Consider the following 17,313-nt stretch of genomic DNA (forward strand, 5'->3'; position numbering starts at 1 on the left):
CCGAGCGCCGCATGCCCTGATGCGGCGCCGCTGGCCAGACAGCAGTACGCCATGACGCTCACTCACGAGATCCGCCCGGACATCGACGACGGCATCGACCGAAAGGTACTGACGCAGTTGCGTCAACGTTTCCTGAAGGTCAATGCCGCGCGTCTGCAACGGGCCAGCGACGCGCTGTCCACCCGCCAGCAACTCGTCCTGAAGCTGCTGCCGTTGCTGCTGGACGTGAACCACCCGCTGCTGCCCGGCTACGTCTCGGCCAGCACCCCCGCCGGTCTGTCGAATTTCGTCCCGGACGACGAGATCCTCGCCGAAGCGCAGCGCCTGACCCGCTCCTTCAGCTACAAGACCCGCCGGGGCAATCCGCCGCTGCCGATCCACGGGCTCTTCCTGATGGGCAGCCTGGGCACCGTCGCCCAGGCCGAGCAGAGCGACCTGGACCTCTGGGTCTGCCATGCCTCCGACCTCGATGAACGCGAGGTCGCCGAACTGCGCCGCAAGTGCGAGCTGCTCGAGCAATGGGCCGCGACCCAGGGCGCCGAGGTCCACTGCTTCCTGGTCGATCCGCAGCATTACACCCAGGGGGCCCGCGAGGCCCGACTGACTTCCGACGACTGCGGCACCAGCCAGCACTACCTGCTGCTGGACGAGTTCTACCGCACCGCCATCTGGCTCGGCGGCCGCACTCCGCTGTGGTGGCTGGTGCCGGTCTACGAAGAAAGCCGCTACGCCGAGTACTGCCAGACACTGCTGAGCAAGCGTTTCATCCGTGCCGACGACGTACTCGACCTCGGCCACCTGGCGCGCATTCCGCCGGGCGAATTCATCGGCGCCGGCATGTGGCAACTGTTCAAGGGCATCGAGTCGCCCTACAAGTCGGTGCTCAAGCTGCTGCTCACCGAGGTCTACGCCAGCGAACACCCGCAGGTCTCCTGTCTCAGCCTGCGCTACAAGCAGGCGATCTACGCCGGGCAGCTGGACGTCGAGGAGCTGGACCCCTATGTCATGCTCTACCGGCGGCTGGAGGAGTACCTCACCGCGCGCGGCGAAACGGAACGCCTGGACCTGATCCGCCGCTGCCTGTACCTGAAGGTCGGCAAGAAACTCAGCCGTCCGCCGCGCCAGGGCCATAAAAGCTGGCAGCGCAAGGTGATGGAGCGGGTCTCCGCCCCCTGGAAGTGGGACAGCCGCGCCTATGCCCAGCTCGACAGCCGCAGCCAGTGGAAAGTACGCCAGGTACTCCTGGAGCGCCGCGCGCTGGTCAACGAGCTGACCCACAGCTACCGCTTCCTCTCGCAGTTCGCCCGGCTGCAGCACGCCGCCAGCGGCATCAATCCGCGGGACATGGGCATCCTCGGCCGGCGCCTGTATGCCGCCTTCGAGCGCAAGGCCGGCAAGGTCGAGTTCATCAACCCGGGCATCGCCCCGGACATGGCCGAAGACATCCTCACGCTCGCCCAGTTGCCGGGTGGTGATGCCGGAAAACCGCCGTACTGGGCACTCTTCGGCGGTAACCTGTCACTGCAGGAAATGGCCGACTTTGCCCCGCTGCGCCGCGCCCGCGACCTCGTGGAACTACTCGCCTGGAGCCACCGCAACGGCGTGATCGACGCGACCACACGGCTCTCTCTGCAGCCGGGCAGCAGCGACCTGACCGAATTCGAACTGCAGAACCTGCTGGGCTGCCTGCAGCAGGCTGTCCCGCTGCCGCTCAACGAAGTGCCGGAAAGCGCCCTGCTGCGCAGCGCGGTGCCATCGCAGGTATTGCTGCTGGTCAACGCCGGCGTCGACCCGCTGCGCCAGCACAGCCAGATGAACGTGCACATGACCACCGAGCGCACCGACTCGCTCGGCTATTCCGGCGTGCGCGACAACCTGGTGCTGACCCTCGACCAGATCACCCTGAACAGCTGGAACGAGCTGCTGGTCAGCCGCTACTCCGGTCCTCACGCGCTGCTCGACTGCCTCCGCGAGTTCCTCAATACGTTGCCCACCGATGCCCCGCCGCCGCGCCTGCTGGTGCGCTGCTTCTGCCGCAACCGCGCCACGGCCATCGCCCAGCGCGTGGAGGATCTGTTCCGCGATGCCCACGCGCAACTCTCCAGCGGCAAGGGCGGGCGCTACCTGCTGCAGGTGCGCCAGCATTTCCACCTGCTGCACCTGGTGCCCGGCAGCGTCAGTCATCGGGTGATCGAGGGGTTGCCGGCACTGGTCGAGCACCTGGGCGATACCCAGGACGACAGCGGCTTCCTGCAACTGGACCGGCACGCACTGGAAGGTGACGACCTCGCCCTGATCCTGCCGCTGGGCCGCGCCAACACTGTGCAGGTGTTCTACCGCCTGGACCAAGGCAGCGCCGAAATCACCATCCTCGACGAGCGCAACGCCCTCTGGCGCCGCCGCCAGGAGTACGACACGGAAGAAGGCCTGCTCCTGCCGCTGCAGCGCTTCCTGCAATCCGTGCAGTACCGCCGCAATGCCGTGATCTCGCTACTGGAGGTCCAGGGCCCGGTCGGGGCGGACATCCTCTTCTACGAAGTGGTGACCAACGGCCACCAGCGCGCGCAGCGCATCGAGCGGCGCAACGCACCACAGCCGCTGGAAGCCCTGCCGTTCTACAACGTGCAGGCCATCGTCGAACCCGGCGAGGGCCAACGCGCGCGCACCACGCTGTTCTGCAACCACCGCGAGTTCTCGGAGCTGGAGTTCGGCAGCGAGCTGTTCCAGGCCGTGGCCCGGCATATCCTCGACCGTCGACGCGGACAGGAGCGCTACCCCTGCTACATCACCGACCTGGACCTGTCGGCCATGCGTGAAGGCGGGGAGCTGCAGACGGTACATTTCCTGCGTTACAAGCAGAGCCTGGAGCAGGCTCTGAACCGGGCGCTGGCCGAAGCCTGAACGGCTCGACCGGGCACCCGGGGAGAGAGGTCCCCGACGGGGAACTCAGCGATCGAAATCGCCGGCCGCTTCCGGCTGGTATTCCACTTCCAGCAGAGTCAGCTTCAGCGTCTTGCCGCTGGGCGCCGGCCAGTCGATGGTCTGCCCGGTGGTGAGGCCGAGCAGCGCAGTGCCCACCGGGGCGAGGATCGAGACCTTGCCCTCACCCTTCATGTCGGTCGGGTAGGCCAGGGTCAGGTGGTACTCCTTGCCGCTGCCTTCCTCGCGGCAACGCACCGTGGAGTTCATCGTGACCACGCCCGGCGGAATCTCGTCGTGGCCGACCACCGTGGCGCGGGCCAGTTCGGCCTCCAGCGCCTCGGCCGCGGGGCCGTACTCATCCAGGCTGTCGAGCATGCGCTCCAGACGTTGCAGGTCGAGTCGAGTAACGGTGATGGGTGTCGTGGTCATGATGGTTGGCAGTCTCCTTACAGGAGAGCCCCGGACGCTCACGCGTTCGGGGCCCTGGGTGTTCTGGCAGTAAAGACGTTCGGGGAACGAACGCGCAGTGAAATCCGAAAAAAGAAAAACCCCGCCCTAAGGCGGGGTTTTCCCGGACACTAACACAGCACAGAAAATAAGCAACACCGAGCGGTCACCACTTCGGACAGTGGTTGTTTCGGCGCTTTTCGCAGTCCGCCAGGATCGCCAGGCGCCGCTCGCCGTCAGCTTCGTTCCACTCCAGGATCTCCTCCAGCGTGCGCCCGCAGCCGACGCAGATGTCCGCATCGTCCAGGCAGCAGCGCCGGCAGCAGGGCGAGGCGACGCTCGCCGGCGGGTCAGATGCCGGGGAAGTCGACATCCTCACCTGCCTGTTCCAGCGTGGCGCGGTTGAGCAGTTCACCCAGCGGTTCACGGGTGCTGTCGCAGATCCACAGCGAGCCGGATTCGTCATAGTCGAAGTGGAAGCCGCCGGAGCGCGCCGCCACCCACAGCTGGCGCAGCGCCGGCTGGCGGCTGAGGATCAGTTGGGTGCCGTTCTCGAAGCGCACGGTCAGCACGCCGCTGGAGTTCTCCAGGTCCACGTCCAGGTCGCTGTCGTCGAAGGCGTCCTCCACCGTTACCTGTACGGCGTCCACCAGGTCATGGAAGCGGGCTTCGCTCAAAGTGCTCATGCATCGTCCTCGGGATCAGTCAAAGGCACCAGTTTACGCCGGTATTCGCCCAGACTCTGCCCCGTCCAGCGACGGAATGCGCGGGCGAGCGAGCCGGCCTCGCTGAAGCCCAGCAGGTAGGCGATGTCGGCGGTATCCAGCGCCGGGTCGCGCAGGTAGTGCAGCACCAGTTGCTGGCGGGTTTCATCCACCAACTGGCTGAACGACAGGCCGGTGTCGCGCAGCCGGCGCTGCAGCGTGCGCGGACTCAGCGCCAGTGTCTGCGACAGGCGTTCCAGGTCAGCACCCTGCTCCGGCAACTGGCGCGCCAGCTCCAGGCGCGCGCGGTCGAGCACGGTGTCGCCCCTGTTGATTTCCACCAGCAGGCGCTCGGCGTAGGCGTCCAGGGTGCGTTGCACCTGAGCGTCGGCCTGGCCGAGCGGCAGCGCCAGCAGACGCCTGGGGAAGACCAGGGCGTTGTCGGACTGATCGAACAGCACCGGGCAGCGGAAGATGCGTTCGTGCTCGCGGATGTCCGCCGGGGCGCTGTGGCTGAAGCGCACTTCGAACGGCGGCTCGTCCACGCCGCTGACCCAATGGCCGAAGCTGACCCAACCGGCCAGCGTCTCCTCGCTCATCTGCCGTTGCTGTTGCGGCAGCAGCGGCTCCCAGCTGTGCTTCACCAGCGCCTCGCACCCCGCGCGCGGCGGCTCGTCGGCCAACTCGACGCGACCGAGATTCCCCACCAGCGAGGCATAGCGTGCCTGGCGATGCAGGGCGTCGGAGAGCGTCGCGCAGCTCATGATCAGGTAACCCAGCACACCGTAGTAACCGGGGCGCACCGCCTCGCCCAGGTGCAAGCCGAGGTTGTCGTCACCGCTCAGGCGCACGCCGGCACCGACCAGCTCCAGGTACGCGCTGGCAGCGATGCGCTGATCACGCTGAGCGAGGATCGACGGTTCCAGGTGCACCGTCGCCAGCAACTGCGCCGGCTCCACGCCCTGGCGCTGCAGGTGCTCCACGAGGCCCTGCAGGTAGGCCACCGACACCGAACTGGGCAGGGGATCGCGATAGTCCATGGGGCTTTCCGTTTTTTCCCGGCATCCTACCCGGAAGGCCCGCCGGGCGGGAGTCCGCTTGAATAGGCAAGCCGGCGGGGGGTCGGTATACTCCGGACCCATTGACGCTTTATTACAAGGATTCCGCCATGAAGCGACTGCTGCTTCCCTTCGTCGCGCTCGCCGTCTTCACTGCCGCGCTGGCCGGCTGCGGCCAGAAAGGCCCGCTGTACCTGCCGGACGACCAGAAGGCCAAGAGCGAACACAGCAAGGACCGCTACGGTCTCTGAGGGCGTTTCCCATGGACGCCTTCAACGTCCGCGACGGGCAGCTGTTCGCGGGGGCCGCGCCGTATCCGCCGGTCGCCGCACGCGTCGGCACGCCGGCCTCCGCAAGGGGCGACTGCTCCGCCCGGCCGCACAGCCCCGCTCCGGAAGAAGGTGACCTGCTGGCCGTCCGCTCGGCCGGCGCCTATGGTTTCGTCATGAATTCCAACTACAACACCCGGTGCCGCGCCGCTGAGGTGCTGGCGGATGGCTCAGCCACGCAGGCGTTGCGTCGCCGCGAGACACGACACGAGCTGTTCGCCGGCGAAAGCCTGCTGCCGGACTGAGGCCGAGACGACGATGCTTCTGCGCTTTACCAAGATGCATGGGCTGGGCAATGACTTCATGGTCCTGGACCTGGTCAGCCAGCACGCTCATGTGCAACCACGCCATGTGAAACAGTGGGGCGACCGCAATTTCGGGGTCGGTTTCGATCAGTTGCTGATCGTAGAGCCACCAGGCACCCCGGACGCGGATTTCCGCTACCGCATCTTCAACTGCGACGGCACCGAGGTCGAACAGTGCGGCAATGGCGCGCGCTGCTTCGCCCGCTTCGTGGTCGACAAGCGCCTGACCGCGAAGAAGACCATCCGCGTGGAAACCAAGGGCGGCATGCTCGAACTGACCCTCACCAACGATGGCCAGGTCACCGTGGATATGGGCCCGCCGCGTCTGCAACCCGAGCAGGTGCCGTTCCAGGCCGACGCCGAAGCGCTGAGCTACCCGATCGAAGTGGATGGCCAGCAGTACGAACTGGCAGCCATTTCCATGGGCAACCCACACGGCGTGCTGCGCGTGGATGACGTGGACAGCGCACCGGTGCGTACCCTGGGGCCTAAACTCGAGATCCACGAAAGCTTCCCGCAGAAGGCCAACATCGGCTTCCTGCAGATCGTCAATCCGCACCAGGTACGCCTGCGCGTCTGGGAACGCGGCGCCGGCGAGACGCTGGCCTGCGGCACCGGCGCCTGCGCCGCCGCGGTCGCTGGCATCCGCCAGGGTTGGCTGCAATCGCCGGTGCAGATCGACCTTCCCGGCGGACGGTTGTCCATCGAGTGGGCAGGACCGGGTCAGCCCGTTATGATGACCGGGCCCGCGGTGCGGGTGTTCGAAGGCCAGGTACGTCTATAAAGCCTGTTCAAGGTCTTGCCGAGCGTAGCTCAAACAAGGCGGGAACAGGCGAGAAAGCGCAGTTTACGCAGAGTAGATGAGCATTTTGAGCCTGATTCCAACGCCGTATGAGCAACGCGCAGGCAGACATTGGACAGGCGCTGAACCGGGACGCTTATGACCGATATTCCCCAGGACCCCACCGTTACGCTCGAAGCCGAACAGGTCGCCGACTATCTTCGCCGGCACCCTGAATTCTTCGTCGATCATGACGAGCTGATCCCGGAGATGCGCATTCCGCACCAGCCGGGCGATGCCGTGTCGCTGGTGGAGCGCCAGGTGCGCCTGCTGCGCGAGCGCAACATCGAGATGCGCCATCGGCTGTCACAACTGATGGATGTGGCCCGCGACAATGACCGCCTGTTCGACAAGACCCGCCGCCTGGTGCTCGACCTGCTCGACGCCACCAGCCTCGAGGAAATCGTCAGCACCGTCGAAGACAGTCTGCGCCACGAATTCCTCGTGCCCTACGTCAGCCTGATCCTGTTCAGCGACAACAACCTCCCGGTGGGCCGCTCGGTGAGCAGCGCCGAGGCACACCAGGCCATTGGCGGCCTGCTGTCGGGCGGCAAGACCGTCTGCGGCGTGCTGCGCCCCCACGAACTGGCCTTCCTGTTCTGCGAAAGCGAACGCGAGCAGGTCGGCTCCGCCGCCGTGGTGCCGCTGACCTTCCAGGGCCTGCACGGCGTACTGGCGATCGGCAGCCCCGACCCGCAGCACTACAAGAGCTCGCTGGGCACCCTGTTCCTGGGCTACGTCGCCGAAGTCCTTGCACGGACCCTGCCGCGCTTCTCCACCCCCCTGCGCTCGGTACGCTGATTCCGGCAGCCCGGGCCGTTACCGCTGGGAGCTGATCGCTTGTCGCTCGAAGCCGATCTGGATGCCTACCTGGAACACCTGCGCAGCGAACGCCAGGTGTCCGTCCATACCCTCGACGGCTACCGCCGCGACCTGATGCGCCTCGCCGCACTCTGCGAAACGTCCTCGTTCCACGAATGGCCTGCGCTGCAGGTACGCGACCTGCGCCTGTTCGTCGCCCGCCTGCACCAGCAAGGTCTCTCCAGCCGCAGCCTGGCGCGCCTGCTGTCGGCTACCCGCGGCCTGTACCAGTACCTGATCCGCGAAGGCCGCTGCCGGCACAACCCTGCCGACGGCCTGTCCGCACCCAAGGGTGCGCGCAAGCTGCCACGCACGCTGGATACCGACCGCACCGCGCAATTGCTCGACGGCGGTGTCGAGGACGACTTCATCGCCCGCCGCGACCAGGCGTTGCTGGAGCTGTTCTATTCCTCGGGCCTGCGCCTCTCCGAACTGGTCGGCCTCGACCTGGAGTGGCTCGACCTCAAGGAGGGCCTGGTACGCGTGCACGGCAAGGGCAACAAGGTGCGCGAATTGCCGGTTGGCCGCGCTGCGCGCCAGGCCATCGAAGCCTGGCTGCCGCTGCGTGCCCTGGTCTCGCCGCAGGACAACGCCGTGTTCATCGGCCGCAGCGGCAAGCGCCTGACGCCCCGCGCCATCCAGCTGCGCGTGCGCGAAGCCGGCGTGCGCGAACTGGGTCAGCACCTGCATCCGCACATGCTGCGGCACTCCTTCGCCAGCCATATGCTGGAGTCGTCCCAGGACCTGCGCGCGGTACAGGAGCTGCTCGGCCACGCCGACATCGCCACCACGCAGATTTACACCCACCTGGACTTCCAACACCTCGCCTCGGTCTACGACCAGGCGCACCCACGGGCACGCCGTAAACCCGGAGCAGAAGAATGAGTATCCGTCTGGTCACCTTCGACCTCGATGACACGCTGTGGGACGTCGCCCCGGTGATGAACAGCGCGGAGGCGACCCTGCGCGACTGGCTGGCAGTGAATGCCACGCAGTTGGGCCCGGTGCCCATCGAACACCTGTGGGCGATTCGCTCGCGGCTGATGGAGCAGGACCCGATGCTTCGCCACCGCCTGAGCGAACTGCGCCGGCGCATCCTGTTCCACGCTCTGCTCGACGCCGGTTATCCACAGCCCGAGGCCAGCGACCTCGCCGAGGCCGGCTTCCAGACCTTCCTCCATGCGCGGCACCAGGTGGCGTTGTTCCCCGAGGTGCATCCGACCCTGGAGCAACTGGCCAACCGCTTCATCCTCGGCGTGCTCACCAACGGCAATGCCGATGTTCGCCGCCTGGGGTTGGCCGACTATTTCCAGTTCGCCCTCTGCGCGGAAGAGCTGGGTGTCGGCAAGCCCGACCCGCACCCCTTCCGGGAAGCGCTCAAGCGTGGCGGCGTGGCAGCGGAAAACGCCGTGCACATCGGCGATCATCCCAGCGATGACATTGCAGGCGCGCGCCGCGCGGGCATGAAGGCGATCTGGTTCAACCCGACGCGCAAGGCGTGGGAGGGCGAAGAAGCGCCCAGCGCGATCATCCACAACCTGGCCGAGTTGCCGGGTGTCCTGTCCAGGCTCTGACGTCGACGATCCGTTGCAGCAGCGCGCGCTGCTGCAGGATGCTCATCGGAAAGCGTTGAAGCCGCGCAACGATCGGACATGAAAAAGCCCCGCCGCACCTCACGGAGCGGCGGGGCTCTTCGTATCGCGTCAGATATCAGATAGGGCGGCTGCCGTATTTGCTATCCGGCTTCTTGGGCGGGTCGGCCACGACGTTCGGCTCGATCTCCTGCACCTTGCCGCCACGATTGAGGAACTCCTCCATCGCACGGGCCAGTGCGTCACGATCCTTCTGCTTGGCTTCGACCGAGGGCAGTTCCTCTTCTTCGGCTGCGGCCTTGGCTTTCTTGCCACCGCCCTTGGAAGAAGGGGCTTCATCCCCATCGCCGCTGTCTGCTTCGGCGTCGCTGTCGTCAGCTGCGGCGAGCTCCTCGCCATCATCCTCGTCAGCGCCGTCCAGCTCGTCCTGTTCCAGTTCTTCGTCGCTCATTGTTCAACCTCTGTGGTGCTGCAAAGCACGTTAGTTATAGCCCAGCTGCGCGCTTTGACGAACGCCGCCGGAAAAAATTCATATAAGCTCGCCCTGCCAGGTCGCCACGACTCTGCGCGGGCCGCCGTGGTCGCGATGCTCGCCCAGATAGATACCCTGCCAGGTGCCCATTGCCAAGCCTCCCTTCTGTATCGGCAGCGTCAGCTGACAGCCCAGCAGGCTCGACTTGAAATGCGCCGGAAGGTCATCCGGACCTTCGTAGTCATGTTCATAGCCGCTCTCCCCCTGAGGCACCAGGCGATCGAAGAATCGCTCGAAATCGCGGCGCACTGAGGGATCGGCATTCTCGTTGACCGTCAGCGAGGCGGAAGTGTGCTGCAGCAGCAGGTGCAGCAGGCCGATCCGGCACGCCGACAGCTCCGGCAGCGCGGCCAGGATCTCGTCGGTGACCAGGTGGAAACCTCGCGGGCGAGGGCGCAGGGTGATGGTCTTCTGCTGCCACATGGCGGGCAATCCTTCCGTCGCTAACGGTGATGCGCGCGCATTCTAGCGTGCTGCCAAAAAAAACAAAGGGCGCCCGAGGGCGCCCTTCGTCGAACTTGCACGAACCCTTACAGGTTGTAGCCGCGCTCGTTGTGCAGGGAGAGGTCCAGACCTACGGTTTCCTCTTCCTCGGTGACCCGCAGGCCCATGACCAGGTCCAGGACCTTGAGGATCACGAAGCTGACGATACCGGTGTAGACGATGGTGAAGGCCACGCCCTTGAACTGGGTGAACAGCTGCGCGCCGATATCGGTCACGGTGCCGAAGCCGCCCAGGGCCGGTGCTGCGAACACGCCGGTGAGCAGGGCGCCGACGATACCGCCGACCGCATGCACGCCGAAGGCGTCCAGGGAGTCGTCGTAGCCAACGGCACGTTTGAGGCTGGTGGCGGCGAAGAAGCAGATCACGCCGGCAGCCAGGCCGATCACGATGGCACCCATCGGGCCGCAGGTACCGGCAGCCGGGGTGATGGCGACCAGGCCGGCCACCACACCGGAAGCGATGCCCAGGGCGCTCGGCTTACCGTGGGTGATCCACTCGGCGAACATCCAGCCCAGGGCAGCGGCAGCGGTGGCGATCTGGGTAACCAGCATGGCCATGCCGGCAGTGCCGTTGGCAGCCGCCGCGGAGCCGGCGTTGAAGCCGAACCAGCCTACCCAAAGCAGGGCGGCGCCGATCAGGGTGTAACCCAGGTTGTGCGGAGCCATGGCTGCGGTCGGATAGCCCTTGCGCTTGCCCAGCACGATGCACGCCACCAGGCCAGCGATACCGGCGTTGATGTGCACCACGGTGCCACCGGCGAAGTCCAGCACGCCCCAGTCCCACAGCAGGCCGCCGTCACCGCTCCAGACCATGTGGGCGATCGGTGCGTAGACCAGGGTGAACCACAGCGCGGTGAAGATCAGCATGGCGGAGAACTTCATGCGCTCGGCGAAGGCGCCGACGATCAGGGCCGGGGTGATGATCGCGAAGGTCATCTGGAACATCACGAAGATGCTTTCCGGGAACAGCGCGGCGGCGGACGTCAGACCGCTGGAGGTCAGGCCGCTGAGGAAGGCCTTGTCGAGGCCGCCGACGAAGGAGGCGAAGTTGATCACGCCCTTTTCCATGCCGACGGTATCGAAGGCCAGGCTGTAGCCGTAGACAACCCAGAGGATGCTGATCAGTGCGGTAATCGCGAAGCACTGCATCATGATCGACAGGACGTTCTTGGCACGCACCATGCCGCCGTAGAACAGCGCCAGGCCGGGGATGGTCATCAGCAGCACCAGGGCACTGGAAATCAGCATCCAGGCGGTGTCACCGCTGTTCAGGACGGGGGCCGCAGCCTCGTCGGCCAAGGCCAGACCGGGCATTGCGAGGGGCAATAGGGCACCTAGCCCTGCGTATTTGCGCAGAGTCATTGTTGTTTCTCCTGGGGCGTGGGGTTCGGTGTGGGCTTGGCTTAGATCGCGTCGGTGCCGGTTTCGCCGGTACGGATACGAATGGCCTGTTCCAGATTTACGACAAAGATCTTGCCGTCACCGATCTTCCCGGTGTTGGCGGCCTTGGTGATGGCTTCGATAACACGATCCAGCTGGTCATCGGCGATGGCGACGTCGATCTTCACCTTCGGCAGGAAATCGACAACGTACTCCGCGCCACGGTACAGCTCGGTGTGTCCCTTCTGCCGGCCGAAGCCTTTGACTTCGGTCACAGTGATGCCCTGCACGCCGATCTCGGACAGCGACTCACGAACGTCGTCCAGCTTGAACGGCTTGATGATGGCTGTGACTAGCTTCATGTAACTCTCTCCCGTGTTTTGGTGGACCCGCCCCAGGAAGAACGAACCCGGAGACAAGTCTAAGCGCAGTGTCTGGCTTTTGTAATGCGCCGGCCGCCCTACCTCAGCACTCCGACTGCCGTGATCGAAGCGATCCACCGCCTCGCCTGCCGCACCGGAACTGCATCGGTGCACGCCATATCAGCCCCAAAGCATGAAGCTTGCCAGTTCGTGGAAATCCCCGTCGCATCAGGCACTTGGCCTGAAACCGGGTTTTCTGGCGATTCGCCAGCGCGCCGCTGGCGCACCGAAAGCGCGCACGGCAAGCGGGCACACTGCTCAAAAAGCGTGCAACCCCAAGCGCCGCAGCCAGTGCTGGCTGCGTGATAGACTGCGCTCTGATTCAATCCGGAACCCATGAACCATGCTGCCGCCCAAAGCCTTCCTCGATGCCATCAGCCAACAAGCCGGACGCCTGTTCGGTGGCGAATCGCCCCTGCCGAAGGCCGAGCTGGAAGCCCAGTTCAAGGTTCTGATGCAGAGCGCCTTCAGCAAGCTCGACCTGGTCAGCCGCGACGAATTCGACAGCCAGATGGTCGTGCTCGCCCGCACCCGCGCCCGCCTCGAGGCGCTGGAAGCCAAGGTCGCGGAGATGGAAGCCAAGCTCTCGCCCGCCGACACCGCCGCCCCCGCCTCCGAGCAGTAGGTTCCGCCTGGCGGGCGGCATGCGATCCAGGAGTGATCCATGTCCCTCGCCATCGTCCATAGCCGTGCCCAGGTCGGCGTGGAAGCGCCCGGCGTCACCGTCGAGGCGCACCTCGCCAACGGCCTGCCGTCGCTGACCCTGGTCGGTCTGCCCGAAGGTGCCGTAAAAGAAAGCAAGGACCGCGTCCGCAGCGCCCTGCTCAACGCCGGCTTCGACTTCCCCAGCAGACGAATTACGCTCAATCTCGCCCCGGCCGACTTGCCCAAGGACGGCGGGCGTTTCGACCTGGCCATCGCCCTGGGCATCCTCGCCGCCAGCGGCCAGTTGGCCGATGCCGCCGGGCTCGATGGACTCGAATGCCTCGGCGAACTGGCGCTTTCCGGCACGTTGCGGCCGGTCCCTGGCGTCCTGCCCGCCGCCCTCGCCGCCCGCGCTGCCGGGCGCGCCCTGGTGGTGCCGATGGAGAACGCCGAAGAAGCGAGCCTGGCCAGCGGCCTGACCGTCTATGCGGTCGGCCACCTGCTGGAGCTGGTCGCGCACTTCAGTGGTCAGGAACGCCTGCGCCCCTACGAGGCCAATGGCCTGTTGCGTGCCACACCGCCCTATCCCGATCTCGCCGAAGTACAGGGCCAGACCGCCGCCAAGCGCGCCCTGCTCGTCGCCGCCGCCGGCGCGCACAACCTGCTGTTCAGCGGGCCTCCCGGCACCGGCAAGACGCTGCTCGCCAGCCGCCTGCCCGGCCTGATGCCGCCGTTGGATGAAAACGAGGCGCTGCAGGTGGCCGCGATCCATTCCGTCGCCGGGCGCGGGCCGCTGACCCACTGGCCACAGCGCCCGTTCCGCCAGCCGCACCACACCGCCTCCGCACCGGCGTTGGTCGGTGGTGGCAGCCGCCCGCAACCCGGAGAAATCACTCTGGCGCACGAAGGGGTGCTGTTCCTGGATGAACTACCGGAATTCGATCGAAAGGTTCTGGAGGTCTTGCGCGAGCCACTCGAGGGCGGCGAAATCGTCATCGCCCGCGCCAATGGCCGCGTACGCTTTCCCGCGCGATTCCAACTGGTCGCCGCGATGAACCCCTGCCCCTGTGGCTACCTGGGTGACCCGAGCGGCCGTTGCCGCTGCTCGCCGGAGCAGGTCCAGCGCTACCGCGCCAAGCTGTCCGGGCCGCTGTTGGACCGCATCGACCTGCACCTCACCGTCAGCCGCGAAAGCACCAGCCTCGCCCCCTGCGGACCGAGCACCGGCAGCGCCGAGCTGGCCACGCAGGTCGCCGCCGCCCGCCAGCGCCAGCTCACGCGCCAGGGGTGCGCGAACGCCTTTCTGACGCTGAAGAAGATGCACCAATATTGTGCACTGACTCCGGAAGACCAGGCCTGGCTGGAAAAGGCCGGCGAGCGCCTGAACCTGTCACTGCGTGCCCTGCACCGGATTCTCAAGGTCGCGCGTACCCTCGCTGACCTGCAGCAGGCGGACGCTATCGCCCGCCCCCACCTGGCCGAAGCGTTGCAGTACCGAGCGGGGCACTAGCCGGGCCGGTCCTGCGCCACGGCGAGGAGGTTCAGCTCGACCGTCGCGTTCTTCGGCAACTGGTAAACGCCGACCGATGTGCGCGTGTGTACGCCGGCGGTCCCCAGCACGTCGTACAGCACGGCCGAAGCGCCGTCGGCCACTTCGCTCTGCTGCGTGAAATGCTCCGCCGACTGCACGAACACGTTGAGCTGCAGCACCTTGCGCACGTGATCGAGGTCGCCCAATGCCTGCCACAGCAGCGCCAACGCCCGCATCACGCAGACCTTCGCCGCCAGTTGGGCGTCAGCCAGCGACACCTCGCTGCCCGCTCGGCCAGTGACGACCACCACATCGCCCACCCGTGGAATCTGCCCACTCAGGTGCACCTGGTTGCCGTCGATAAGGAAAGGCACATAGTTGCCGCCGATCTTCATTTCACCGCTGAAGTCATAGCCGAGTTCGGCGGCAATCCGTTCGAACGCCGCAGCGCGCGTCTCGCTCATGAATACTCCCCGTTGATCGATGTCTGATCAGCAACGCCAGAACGGCCGCATCGCTTCCAGCTTGGCCTGCTCGCGGCTGATGCCGATGTCGCGCAGCTGCGCGTCGCTGAGCTCGAGCAGTTGCTTGCGGGTGCGCACCCGGCGCCAGAACTGCTGCCAGCGGCTCTCCTGAATGCCGCGCGGGGCTTCTCGCACGCCGGGCATCTCCAGCAGTTCCTGTTGGTAAAGGGTCAGGCGCACATCGCTCAGGCCGTTCATTCGTCGCTACTCCAACGGTTTCCTCACACGCGGAACTAGCGTGGCGAATCGGGAGAAATCATTACAGATTCAACGGAACGAAGTTTTTTCCATACAGAGGTCAACCAAATCCGTCTGAATGGCGTATTTTCTCCCTATCTGTACTGCATCACGCCGAATCAGCCCGGCACGGGAGATCTGTCATGAAACGCTACGCGCAGTTGGCCGCCACCCTCGGCGAACGCATCGAACAGGGCCTGTACCGCCCAGGGGACCGCCTGCCCTCGGTACGCGCGCTGAGCGAGGAGCACGGCGTCAGCATCAGCACCGTGCAGCAGGCCTACCGCGTGCTGGAGGATTCCGGGCTGGTGGAGCCCCGGCCGAAGTCCGGCTACTTCGTGCCGGAGCGCCGCGAGCTGCCGCCGATGCCGGCCATGACCCGCCCGGCGCAACGGCCGGTGGAGGTCTCGCAGTGGGATCAGGTGCTGGAACAGGTGCGCCGCGCGCCGGGCGGTGATTTCGTCCAGCTCGGGCGCGGCACACCGGACATCGCCAGCCCTTCGCTCAAGCCACTGCAGCGGGCGATGGTGCACGCCGCGCGGCGGACTGACCTGCAGAGCCTGGGCTACGAGGGCATCCAGGGTTCGCTGCCACTGCGCGAACAGATCGCGCGCCTGATGCTCGACTCCGGCTGCCAGGTGCCGCCCAGCGAGATCGTCATCACCACCGGCTGCCAGGAGGCGCTGGCCATTACCCTGCGCGCCATCTGCGAGCCGGGCGACATCATCGCCATCGACTCGCCGAGCTTCCACGGCGCCATGCAGGCGCTCAAGGCGTACGGCCTGAAGGCGCTGGAAATTCCCACCGATCCCAGCAATGGCATCAGCCTGGAAGCGCTGGAACTGGCCATGGAACAGTGGCCGGTTAAGCTGATCCTGCTCACGCCCAACTGCAACAATCCGCTGGGCTACATCATGCCCGACGCCCGCAAGCGCGCCCTGCTGACCCTCGCTGCGCGCTACGACGTGCCGATCCTCGAGGACGACGTCTACGGCGAACTGGCCTACGCCTATCCGCGCCCGCGCAGCATCAAGTCCTTCGACACCGACGACCGCGTGCTGCTGGCCAGCTCGTTCTCCAAGACCGTGGCACCCGGCCTGCGCACCGGCTGGGTAGTGCCGGGGCGGTACCTGGACCGCATCCTCCACTTCAAGTACATCGCCAGCGGCACCTGCGCGCCGCAACCGCAGATGGCGCTGGCCGAGTTCGTCGGTGGCGGCCACTACGAGCCGCACATCCGCCGCATGCGCGCGCAGTACCAGCGCCACCGCGACCTGATGACCGAATGGGTCGGCCGCTACTTCCCCGAAGGGGCGCGGGTCACCCGGCCGCGTGGAGGCTTCATGCTCTGGGTCGAGTTCGACCCGCTGTTCGACAGCGTGCGGCTGAACCAGGAGCTGCGGCGCGACAACGTGCAGGTGGCGGCGGGCAACATCTTTTCGGCCTCGGGCAAGTACCGCAATTGCATCCGCATGAACTACTCCAACCGCGAGCTGCCGGTGATCGAAGACGCCGTGCGCAAGGTCGGTGCCTGCGCCCGGCGGCTGACCGCCGAGTTGCGCGAGCAGCAGGCCGAGCCGCTGCCGGCCTGACGCGAAACATTTATCCACAGCCCGGCGCTGCCGCGCGGCAGCGCCCTGCTGTACCTTGGTTTCCTTTTGCCAGGCACCCGTCTTGACCAGTCTCACCCTTGGCTCGCTGGCCATTCCCCTCCCCCACGTGCTGCTTTACCTCGGCTTCTTCGGCGCCCTGCTGGCCGGCTGGCTGGCCGGGCGAAAACGCGGCGCCAATCCCGAAGGCGCGCTGTTCGCCATGCTCCTCGGCGGTCTGCTGGTGGCGCGACTGGCCTTCGTTGCGCGCTACGTCGAGCAGTACGCAGCGACACCGCTGAGCATCGTGGATATCCGCGACGGCGGCTTTCTTGGGTTACCGGGCGTGATCGCCGCCGCACTGATCGGCGCAGTGCTGGCCTGGCGCAGAACGGAGCTGCGCCGCCCGCTGGCGGTCGCCGCAGTGGTTGGCGTGTGCCTGTGGGGTGGCGGCAAGGCCGTGACCTCGGCGCTGGACCGCAGCCAGCAGATTCCCGAACTCACGGTGATGGACCTGCGCGGCAGTGCCGTGGACCTGCGCGCACTGGATGGCCGACCCATGGTGGTCAACCTCTGGGCTACCTGGTGCCCGCCGTGCCGGCGTGAAATGCCGGTGCTGGAGGCCGCGCAGAAGCAACGCAGCGACGTACGCTTCCTGCTGGTCAACCAGGGCGAGAATGCCGAAGCCGTGCAGCGCTTCCTGCGCGACCAGGGCCTGAGCGACACGGCAGTGCTGCTCGACAGCGGCAACCGCCTCGGCCAGGCCACCGGTTCCTACGGCATGCCCACCACACTGTTCTACGACGCCCACGGCCGCCTGAAGCACAGCCAGATGGGCGAGCTGTCGGCCGCCAGCCTGGAGTACGGGCTGGGCCAGCTCAAGGACTGACC

20 protein-coding genes and 1 pseudogene are annotated in these 17,313 nt (G+C 66.3%); 11 read left to right on the forward strand and 10 right to left on the reverse strand.

Annotation, left to right across the window (positions count from 1 at the left end):
- The first annotated feature begins 51 nt into the window (after positions 1–51).
- The gene (locus AC1ZV1_RS28795) at positions 52–2,901 is read left to right on the forward strand and encodes a class I adenylate cyclase (RefSeq protein WP_484294741.1); all 2,850 of its coding nucleotides are present in this window, start codon (positions 52–54) and stop codon (positions 2,899–2,901) included.
- A 45-nt stretch (positions 2,902–2,946) separates the two neighbouring features.
- On the opposite strand, the gene rnk is transcribed toward AC1ZV1_RS28795, so the two are convergent.
- The 4 genes from rnk to AC1ZV1_RS28815 form a co-directional block, all read right to left on the reverse strand.
- Positions 2,947–3,351, reverse strand: coding sequence for a nucleoside diphosphate kinase regulator (rnk, locus tag AC1ZV1_RS28800; RefSeq protein ID WP_192433335.1), 405 nt, complete (start codon positions 3,349–3,351; stop codon positions 2,947–2,949).
- A gap of 184 nt (positions 3,352–3,535) precedes the next feature.
- On the reverse strand, positions 3,536–3,742 hold the full coding sequence (locus tag AC1ZV1_RS28805; RefSeq protein ID WP_484294742.1) for a DUF1289 domain-containing protein: 207 nt from the start codon (positions 3,740–3,742) through the stop codon (positions 3,536–3,538).
- Positions 3,720–4,055: an iron donor protein CyaY gene (gene cyaY, locus AC1ZV1_RS28810; protein ID WP_484294743.1), complete on the reverse strand. Its 336-nt coding sequence runs from the start codon at positions 4,053–4,055 to the stop codon at positions 3,720–3,722. Before cyaY ends, AC1ZV1_RS28805 begins: the two co-directional genes overlap by 23 nt.
- Positions 4,052–5,113 (reverse strand): AraC family transcriptional regulator, encoded by a 1,062-nt coding sequence (locus AC1ZV1_RS28815; RefSeq protein ID WP_484294744.1) that lies wholly within the window; start codon positions 5,111–5,113, stop codon positions 4,052–4,054. The genes cyaY and AC1ZV1_RS28815 overlap by 4 nt, the downstream gene beginning before the upstream one ends.
- Before the next feature lie 128 nt (positions 5,114–5,241).
- Here AC1ZV1_RS28815 and lptM point away from each other — a divergent pair, with 128 nt between their 5' ends.
- The 6 genes and pseudogenes from lptM to AC1ZV1_RS28845 all read left to right on the forward strand — a co-directional run bounded on the left by lptM (position 5,242) and on the right by AC1ZV1_RS28845 (position 9,041).
- Positions 5,242–5,382, forward strand: a complete 141-nt coding sequence (lptM, locus tag AC1ZV1_RS28820; RefSeq protein ID WP_081515193.1) for an LPS translocon maturation chaperone LptM — start codon at positions 5,242–5,244, stop codon at positions 5,380–5,382.
- Between the two features lie 137 nt (positions 5,383–5,519).
- A pseudogene (locus AC1ZV1_RS28825) lies at positions 5,520–5,705 on the forward strand (diaminopimelate decarboxylase); the annotation flags it as partial.
- A 13-nt stretch (positions 5,706–5,718) separates the two neighbouring features.
- Positions 5,719–6,549, forward strand: coding sequence for a diaminopimelate epimerase (gene dapF, locus AC1ZV1_RS28830; RefSeq protein WP_484294745.1), 831 nt, complete (start codon positions 5,719–5,721; stop codon positions 6,547–6,549).
- Between the two features lie 156 nt (positions 6,550–6,705).
- Positions 6,706–7,407 carry a DUF484 family protein gene (locus tag AC1ZV1_RS28835; RefSeq protein ID WP_024762098.1) on the forward strand — a complete coding sequence of 234 codons (702 nt, stop codon included), beginning with the start codon at positions 6,706–6,708 and terminating at the stop codon, positions 7,405–7,407.
- A 39-nt stretch (positions 7,408–7,446) separates the two neighbouring features.
- Positions 7,447–8,352, forward strand: coding sequence for a tyrosine recombinase XerC (xerC, locus tag AC1ZV1_RS28840; protein WP_484294746.1), 906 nt, complete (start codon positions 7,447–7,449; stop codon positions 8,350–8,352).
- Entirely contained in the window at positions 8,349–9,041 is a 693-nt protein-coding gene (locus AC1ZV1_RS28845) for an HAD family hydrolase (protein WP_484294747.1), read from the forward strand. The genes xerC and AC1ZV1_RS28845 overlap by 4 nt, the downstream gene beginning before the upstream one ends.
- Before the next feature lie 136 nt (positions 9,042–9,177).
- Here the strand turns inward: AC1ZV1_RS28845 and sutA are convergent, their stop codons facing one another.
- The 4 genes from sutA to glnK all read right to left on the reverse strand — a co-directional run bounded on the left by sutA (position 9,178) and on the right by glnK (position 11,836).
- Positions 9,178–9,510 carry a transcriptional regulator SutA gene (gene sutA, locus AC1ZV1_RS28850; protein ID WP_484294748.1) on the reverse strand — a complete coding sequence of 111 codons (333 nt, stop codon included), beginning with the start codon at positions 9,508–9,510 and terminating at the stop codon, positions 9,178–9,180.
- Positions 9,511–9,588: 78 nt separating this feature from the next.
- Complete coding sequence (locus tag AC1ZV1_RS28855; protein ID WP_484294749.1) at positions 9,589–10,014, reverse strand: secondary thiamine-phosphate synthase enzyme YjbQ; 426 nt, start codon at positions 10,012–10,014, stop codon at positions 9,589–9,591.
- A 107-nt stretch (positions 10,015–10,121) separates the two neighbouring features.
- Complete coding sequence (locus tag AC1ZV1_RS28860; protein ID WP_484294750.1) at positions 10,122–11,456, reverse strand: ammonium transporter; 1,335 nt, start codon at positions 11,454–11,456, stop codon at positions 10,122–10,124.
- A gap of 41 nt (positions 11,457–11,497) precedes the next feature.
- Entirely contained in the window at positions 11,498–11,836 is a 339-nt protein-coding gene (gene glnK / locus AC1ZV1_RS28865) for a P-II family nitrogen regulator (RefSeq protein WP_003457590.1), read from the reverse strand.
- Between the two features lie 403 nt (positions 11,837–12,239).
- Between glnK and AC1ZV1_RS28870 the strand changes: the two genes are divergently transcribed.
- Both AC1ZV1_RS28870 and AC1ZV1_RS28875 read left to right on the forward strand, forming a co-directional pair.
- The gene (locus AC1ZV1_RS28870) at positions 12,240–12,521 is read left to right on the forward strand and encodes an accessory factor UbiK family protein (RefSeq protein ID WP_484294751.1); all 282 of its coding nucleotides are present in this window, start codon (positions 12,240–12,242) and stop codon (positions 12,519–12,521) included.
- Positions 12,522–12,560: 39 nt separating this feature from the next.
- Positions 12,561–14,051 carry a YifB family Mg chelatase-like AAA ATPase gene (locus AC1ZV1_RS28875; RefSeq protein ID WP_484294752.1) on the forward strand — a complete coding sequence of 497 codons (1,491 nt, stop codon included), beginning with the start codon at positions 12,561–12,563 and terminating at the stop codon, positions 14,049–14,051.
- Here AC1ZV1_RS28875 and AC1ZV1_RS28880 read toward each other — a convergent pair.
- Together AC1ZV1_RS28880 and AC1ZV1_RS28885 are read right to left on the reverse strand one after the other, a co-directional pair.
- Positions 14,048–14,536 carry a RidA family protein gene (locus tag AC1ZV1_RS28880; protein WP_484294753.1) on the reverse strand — a complete coding sequence of 163 codons (489 nt, stop codon included), beginning with the start codon at positions 14,534–14,536 and terminating at the stop codon, positions 14,048–14,050. The two genes, AC1ZV1_RS28875 and AC1ZV1_RS28880, sit on opposite strands and share 4 nt — an antisense overlap.
- Before the next feature lie 27 nt (positions 14,537–14,563).
- Positions 14,564–14,794 carry a DUF1127 domain-containing protein gene (locus AC1ZV1_RS28885; RefSeq protein WP_484294754.1) on the reverse strand — a complete coding sequence of 77 codons (231 nt, stop codon included), beginning with the start codon at positions 14,792–14,794 and terminating at the stop codon, positions 14,564–14,566.
- A 182-nt stretch (positions 14,795–14,976) separates the two neighbouring features.
- Between AC1ZV1_RS28885 and AC1ZV1_RS28890 the strand changes: the two genes are divergently transcribed.
- On the forward strand, positions 14,977–16,425 hold the full coding sequence (locus AC1ZV1_RS28890) for an aminotransferase-like domain-containing protein (protein ID WP_484294755.1): 1,449 nt from the start codon (positions 14,977–14,979) through the stop codon (positions 16,423–16,425).
- 82 nt (positions 16,426–16,507) lie between these two features.
- On the forward strand, positions 16,508–17,311 hold the full coding sequence (locus AC1ZV1_RS28895; protein ID WP_484294756.1) for a redoxin family protein: 804 nt from the start codon (positions 16,508–16,510) through the stop codon (positions 17,309–17,311).
- Positions 17,312–17,313 lie beyond the last annotated feature (2 nt).

The sequence above is a fragment of the Pseudomonas sp. BB438 genome (assembly GCF_057180225.1).